The sequence below is a fragment of the Actinoplanes couchii genome (genome assembly GCF_016862075.1).
GTDB classification, from domain to species: Bacteria; Actinomycetota; Actinomycetes; order Mycobacteriales; family Micromonosporaceae; genus Actinoplanes; species Actinoplanes couchii.
In genome coordinates this window covers 1-5,666 of record NZ_BOMG01000015.1, presented here as the reverse complement: position 1 = coordinate 5,666, position 5,666 = coordinate 1, and the positions used below count along the sequence as shown (strand labels likewise).

At 69.2% G+C, this 5,666-nt stretch carries 3 protein-coding genes and 1 pseudogene; 2 read left to right on the top strand and 2 right to left on the bottom strand.

Going from position 1 to position 5,666, the window contains the following annotated elements; translation table 11 throughout:
- Positions 1 to 2,027: pseudogene (locus Aco03nite_RS04010) on the top strand (hypothetical protein); the annotation flags it as partial.
- Between the two features lie 207 nt (positions 2,028 to 2,234).
- Positions 2,235 to 3,662, top strand: coding sequence for an SDR family NAD(P)-dependent oxidoreductase (locus Aco03nite_RS04005; protein WP_203793214.1), 1,428 nt, complete (start codon positions 2,235 to 2,237; stop codon positions 3,660 to 3,662).
- A 208-nt stretch (positions 3,663 to 3,870) separates the two neighbouring features.
- Here Aco03nite_RS04005 and Aco03nite_RS04000 read toward each other — a convergent pair whose 3' ends face one another.
- Both Aco03nite_RS04000 and Aco03nite_RS52615 read right to left on the bottom strand, forming a co-directional pair.
- Complete coding sequence (locus Aco03nite_RS04000; protein WP_203793213.1) at positions 3,871 to 4,179, bottom strand: hypothetical protein; 309 nt, start codon at positions 4,177 to 4,179, stop codon at positions 3,871 to 3,873.
- Positions 4,180 to 4,462: 283 nt separating this feature from the next.
- The gene (locus Aco03nite_RS52615; protein WP_239144897.1) at positions 4,463 to 5,644 is read right to left on the bottom strand and encodes an SWIM zinc finger family protein; all 1,182 of its coding nucleotides are present in this window, start codon (positions 5,642 to 5,644) and stop codon (positions 4,463 to 4,465) included.
- Positions 5,645 to 5,666: the final 22 nt, after the last annotated feature.

The following is a 5,666-nucleotide window of genomic DNA, read 5'->3' as shown; positions in this document are numbered from 1 at the left end:
CCCCGGACCTCGACGCTGAGCCGGCCAAGAGCGCCACCCCGGACCTCGACGCTGAGCCGGCCAAGAGCGCCACCCCGGACCTCGACGCTGAGCCGATTGAAAACACCGGGCTGGGCCTCGGTGCCGAGACCAACGAGACCACCGCCCCGGGGTTCGAAGCTGAGAAGTTCGAGACGACGGCGCCGGAACTCGATGGTGCGGCAGCCAAGACCGTTGCACCGGATCTTGAGGTCGAGTCGATCGAGATCGACTCGGCAGGCCTTGATGTCGAGAGTGCCGCGCCAAGCTCTGACATCGAGACGGTTGAGAGCGCCGCGCCGCACCCTGACGTCGAGGCGGTTGAGAACGTCACCCCGCACCCTGACGTTGCGACGGTTGAGACGGGCGAGGGCGGCTTGTCAGAGGCTTCGGTTGGGGCGGGGGCCGAGTCGGGCGGCGAGGGTTCGTCGGCTGGGGGGTCGGTTGTGGCGGAGGGTTCTGGGATTCCGGATCCATTTGCCTGGCGGTCGGATCCTCGGCTTGCGAACCTTGTCAACTCTGGGGCGGACTCCTTCAACTGGCTTGATCGGGGCGCTTCATCGGGGGCCTCGGAGGAGTCGCTCGACTCGCCGGGGACGAGCATGGGCGAACCATCCCCGGGGCAAGGCTACCCCGCATCCCAGGCTCCGGCCCAGGAACTGGCCCAGGACCAGGAGCGGGAACAAGCCCAGGAACTGGCCCAAGTCCAGGCCCAGGAACGGGAACAGGCCCAGGAACTGGCCAAGGACCAGGCCCTGGAATGGGAACGGGAACAGGCCCAGGGACAGGAACGGGAACAGGGGCAGGAGCCTGGGACGGGGAAGGGCGAACGCCAGGATGCGGGTCGAGGGGTGGAGGCTGGGCCTTCCTCCCCTGCTCCGGGTAGTCCGGGGCCTCTGCCCTATGTCGAGGCTCCTGCCTGGTGGTCTGAGCCTGGACCGTCCACTGCGGCGCGGTTCTCTCCTCAGCTGGATGCTGATCTGCCTCACCCCTATGCGGAATCGCCTGCTGCACGGCGGCCGCAGACGCTTGGGGACTGGCTGGCGGATACTCCGGTGAAGTCCCGGGACGAGCAGGCTTCTGAGACGGGGACGGAGGCTTCCAAGCGGCCCGAGACCCTCGACGAGTGGCTGAGCAAGCCGGCCGCCGCCGAAGCGGACGCCAGCGCGGTGCAGGGATCCCTCGACAGCAGTGTTCTCGATGCTGTGGATCCCTACGCTGATGCCCGGGGCAGTCATTTCACCGAGTTCTCGTCCGGCGAATTCGGAGCTGCCGACATCCCGAAATCGGTCGCGGAACCCGTCGCGGAACCGATCACGGAGCAGGCCGCAGAGCCGGTTGCGGGACCGATCACGGAGCAGGCTGCCGAGCCGGTTGCGGAGCCGGTCACTGAGAAGGTTGCGGAACCCGTCGCGGAGCGGACTGCGGAATCGGTTGTGGAAGAAGTCGCGGGGAAGGCTGCGGAACCCGTCACGGAGCCGGTTGTGGAAGCGGCTCCGTTGGATGTGGCGGGGTCCGGGCTGGTCGAGGAAGTGGGGGCGGCGTTCGAGCCGGCCGCCGACACCCAGTCCGAGCGTGCGCCCGAGCCTGCGGCCGACACCGAGGTGCCCGATTCCGGGGAGTCGGCTGTGGATGACGACGTCGACTACGGGCATCCCTATCGGCCCCGGACGCTGGAGGATGTCTCGGGCGGGCAGGCTCCGGCGGGTGACGGGAGCCGGAACGAGATCGAGTATCAGCGTGGGCGGCGGCCGGAGACGCTCGACGATCGGCTTCGGGGGACGATCCGGCCTGCCACTCTGGCCGATCACCTGCCGGACAAGGGGCGGGCGGCCAACACCGGGCCGTCGTGGACCGCGGGGTCGGGTGAGCATCCCTACGATCGGCACACCCAGCGGCCCGCGTCGCTCGCCGACCAGGAAAAGCCGGCCCACCAGCCGAAACCGGCGCGGCCCGGTCCGGACGATACCCCGGAGGATCCCGAGACCAGGCCGGCCACCCACAGCTGAGAAAGGCTGTGGACAACGACGGCCCGCAGGATCCCGGGACCGGGCCGGTCGTCCACAGCTGAGAGGGCTGTGGATGACGGCTGGGCTTGTCCGGCGTACCGGAGCAAGCTTGGGAAGTTGAAGTTGTGCAGTGCCGGGGCATCGCGGCCGATAGGAGCGCGGGTAAGTACAGTGCGTGCGGGTACCGAAGTTGAGGGGGACGCAGGAATGACCGGCAGTGTCGAACCGGACGTGGTGGGTTTGGATCCGGAGCGGCTCGCGATCTGTCTGGCGGTTCTGGCCGAGGCGCAGGATCTGCCGCCGGAGCATCCGGACTCGGTGGAGTTGCGGCGGGCTACGGCCGGGCTGTTCAAGACGGTCAAGCTGCAGCGGCGGCGGGAGCGGCGGGCGGCGGTGATCGCGCACGACCGGTCGGTGACCGAGGCGACCGCGACCGGCGCGCCGGGGCGGATCGACGACGAGACCGCCGGGATTCCGCTGACCAGCACCGTGCAGGGTGCAACGGCCGGGGTGCTGAAGCAGGCGCGTGGGTGTTACACGTGCAAGCAGCGGTTCACGATCGTCGACGCGTGGTACCACCAGCTCTGCCCGGATTGTGCCGCGCTGAACCGTTCGCGGCGTGACGCCCGGACCGATCTGACCGGCCGGACGGCGCTGCTCACCGGCGGTCGCGCCAAGATCGGCATGTACATCGCGTTGCGCCTGCTGCGTGACGGCGCCGATCTGACGATCACGACGCGGTTCCCGCACGACGCGGTGCGCCGGTTCTCGGCGATGCCGGACAGCGCCGACTGGCTGCACCGGCTGCGGGTCGTCGGCATCGATCTGCGTGACCCGGCGCAGGTGGTGGGCCTTGCGGAGTCGGTGGCGGCGCGCGGTCCGCTGGACATTCTGATCAACAACGCGGCCCAGACGGTACGCCGGACAGCAGGCTCGTACTCCGAACTCGTGGCGGCCGAGACGGCCCCGCTGCCGGACGGCCCGCTGCCCGCGCTGGAGTATTTCGCCGCGCAGGCCGCGATCGGTTCGTCGCCGGCCGCCGCCCTGACCGCGGCGTCCTCGCCGATGCTGACGCCGGAGCAGGTGACGTCGATGGCGCTGACCGCCCGGTCGGTGGCGATCGACGCGGGCGGGCTGATCCCCGACGTGACGGCCACCAACAGCTGGAGCGACCGGGTGCACGAGGTGGCCCCGCTGGAGCTGCTCGAAGTGCAGCTGTGCAACGTCACCGCACCGTTCATCCTGGTCAGCCGCTTGCGGTCGGCAATGACACAATCAAAATTCCCGCGGCGGTACGTGGTCAACGTATCAGCGATGGAGGGGATCTTCGCCCGCGGTTACAAGGGTGCCGGGCATCCGCACACGAACATGGCCAAGGCCGCGTTGAACATGCTGACCCGGACCAGCTCCGACGACATGTTCGCCGACGGGATCCTGATGACCAGCGTCGACACCGGCTGGATCACCGACGAGCGGCCGCACCCGACGAAGATGCGGCTTCACGAGGAGGGCTTCCACGCCCCGCTCGACCTGGTCGACGGCGCGGCCCGGGTGTACGACCCGATCGTCCGCGGCGAGCAGGGCGAGGATCTGTTCGGCTGCTTCCTGAAGGACTACGCGCCCGTCGCCTGGTGATTCCACGGGAAACGGCTGCCCCTCGCGGTGAGGGGCAGCCGTTGTCACCACTTACGCCGGATCAGCGACCGATTGGGCCGATGATGATCCGTAGGGGTCCGGACGGTGCTGCCGCCCGGACGGCCGGTTGCCGTCTCAGCAGCCCTGCCGCCCGGACGACCGGTTGCCGTCTTCAGCAGCCCTGCCGCCCGGACGGCTGGTCGCCGTCTCAGCGGTTCCAGCGCCGGTATTCCTCGACCACCAGCGCCCAGGACCCGTCCCAGCTTCCCGAGGCGTAGGTGCAGTAGTAGTCGTCCCAGTAGCCCCGCTGATAGCCGAACCGGCCGGCACGCTCGCAGTCCGACCGGTCGTCGTAGTAGTCGGCCACGTACTCGTCGTCGTCCCAGCCACTCTGCACGGAGACGGTGCCGGCCGACTGAGCGGCGGCGGGTGCGGCCTGGGCGGGGCTGATGCCGAGCAGCGCACCGGCCGCCAGGGTCATGCCCGACAGGGCCAGCGTTCGCATCACGTTTTTCATCTCACACCTTTTCGGTATAAACCGCCATGACTCGGCCAGCTGATCACGAACCTCTACCGTCGGTCCGGCGAATTCCGGGAACCAGACCGTTCGACCGATCCGCACACATCGGTTCGTGAAGCTGATCCGGGTCGACCGGCAGCAGGCCGCAAAACGGCCGCTGAACTGGGATTTCGTGCGCTCCGGAGGCCACCGGCCGCCATCCCGCGCACCGATCTTTGCAGGAATACGAAAAAATCCGCGATACGGGTTTAAAGCCGTTATAGGTACCGAAAAGGTTACCTCAAGTAGCGGGGGAATCCGGTAGCGCCTGGTAGGCCGGGCGCAGGACCTCGGCGATCGGGCGTCCCTCGTGAGTCAGCCCCGGGGCGTCCAACTGGTCCAGGAGCGCGTCCGGACGGATTCCCACCGCTGCCCCGTCCTCGGTGGCAGCGGATTTCGGCTCCGCGGTCGTCGTGCCGAACGATCCGGTGCCCCAGAAAGCCGCCAAATCGCCGGTCGGCGAAGCCCCGGAGGAGGACCCCGACGAAGGCTCGGAGGAGGAACCCCACGAGGTCCCGGAAGAGGAATCCGCCGAAGGGGCGAAAGAGGAACCCGGCAAAGGGTTGGGCGAAGGGGCGGAAGAAGAGCCCGACGAGGTCCCGGAAAAGGAACCCGGCGAAGGGTTGGAGGAAGAGCCCGGCGAAGGGTCGGAAAAAGAACCTGGCGAAGTCCCGGAAGAACCCGGCGAAGGGTCGGATGAAGAACCTGGCGAAGGGTCGGAAGAACCCGGCGAAGGGTCGGGCGAGAAGCCCGACGGAGAGCCCGACGGAGTCCAGGAAGAGGAACCTGACGAAGTCCCGGTGAAGGAGCCCGTCGAAGCCCCGGAAGAAGGATCCGCCGAGGCGGTGGCCGGATTCGGGGCGGCGAGCCGCCCCGGCGCGGGTGAGGCCGCGGAGGTCTCGTCCACCGCCCTCGCCTCGCGGAGGCGGCGCAGGCGCATCAACAGTTCGTCGCGGGAGCGGCCCCGCCACGTGAAGACCTCGAACGGGTCGCTCTCGAAGGCCCGGGCCAGGGCGTAACAGGTGGCCGCCAGGTGGGCGCACGGCATCGGCCACCGCTCGCAGGAGCAGTCCAGCGCCACCTCGTCGAACGACAGCGGCAGCAGGCTGAGCCCCTGAGCGGCGAAGACCGCCTCGATGCCGGGCGGCATCCGCCCGTTCAGCAGGTCGGCGGCGAAGCGTGCCTCGCCGACCAGCGCCGACTCCACCCGCGCCCAGTCGGAGGCGCCGAAGGCCCGGACCGCGATCCGGGCGCGGAACGACACCGGGTCGTCGGGGCCGCGGACCAGGGCGACGACCAGGCTGCCGGAAACGGTGAGGCTGCGGACGTGGCCGGCCCGTTCGTCGCGTCGGCCGCGCGCGAACGTCGGGCCCATCCGCAACGACTCGAACATGCCCAGGAAGGCCAGGGAGAAGTCAGCCAACGACGGCCTCCGACGCGAGGAC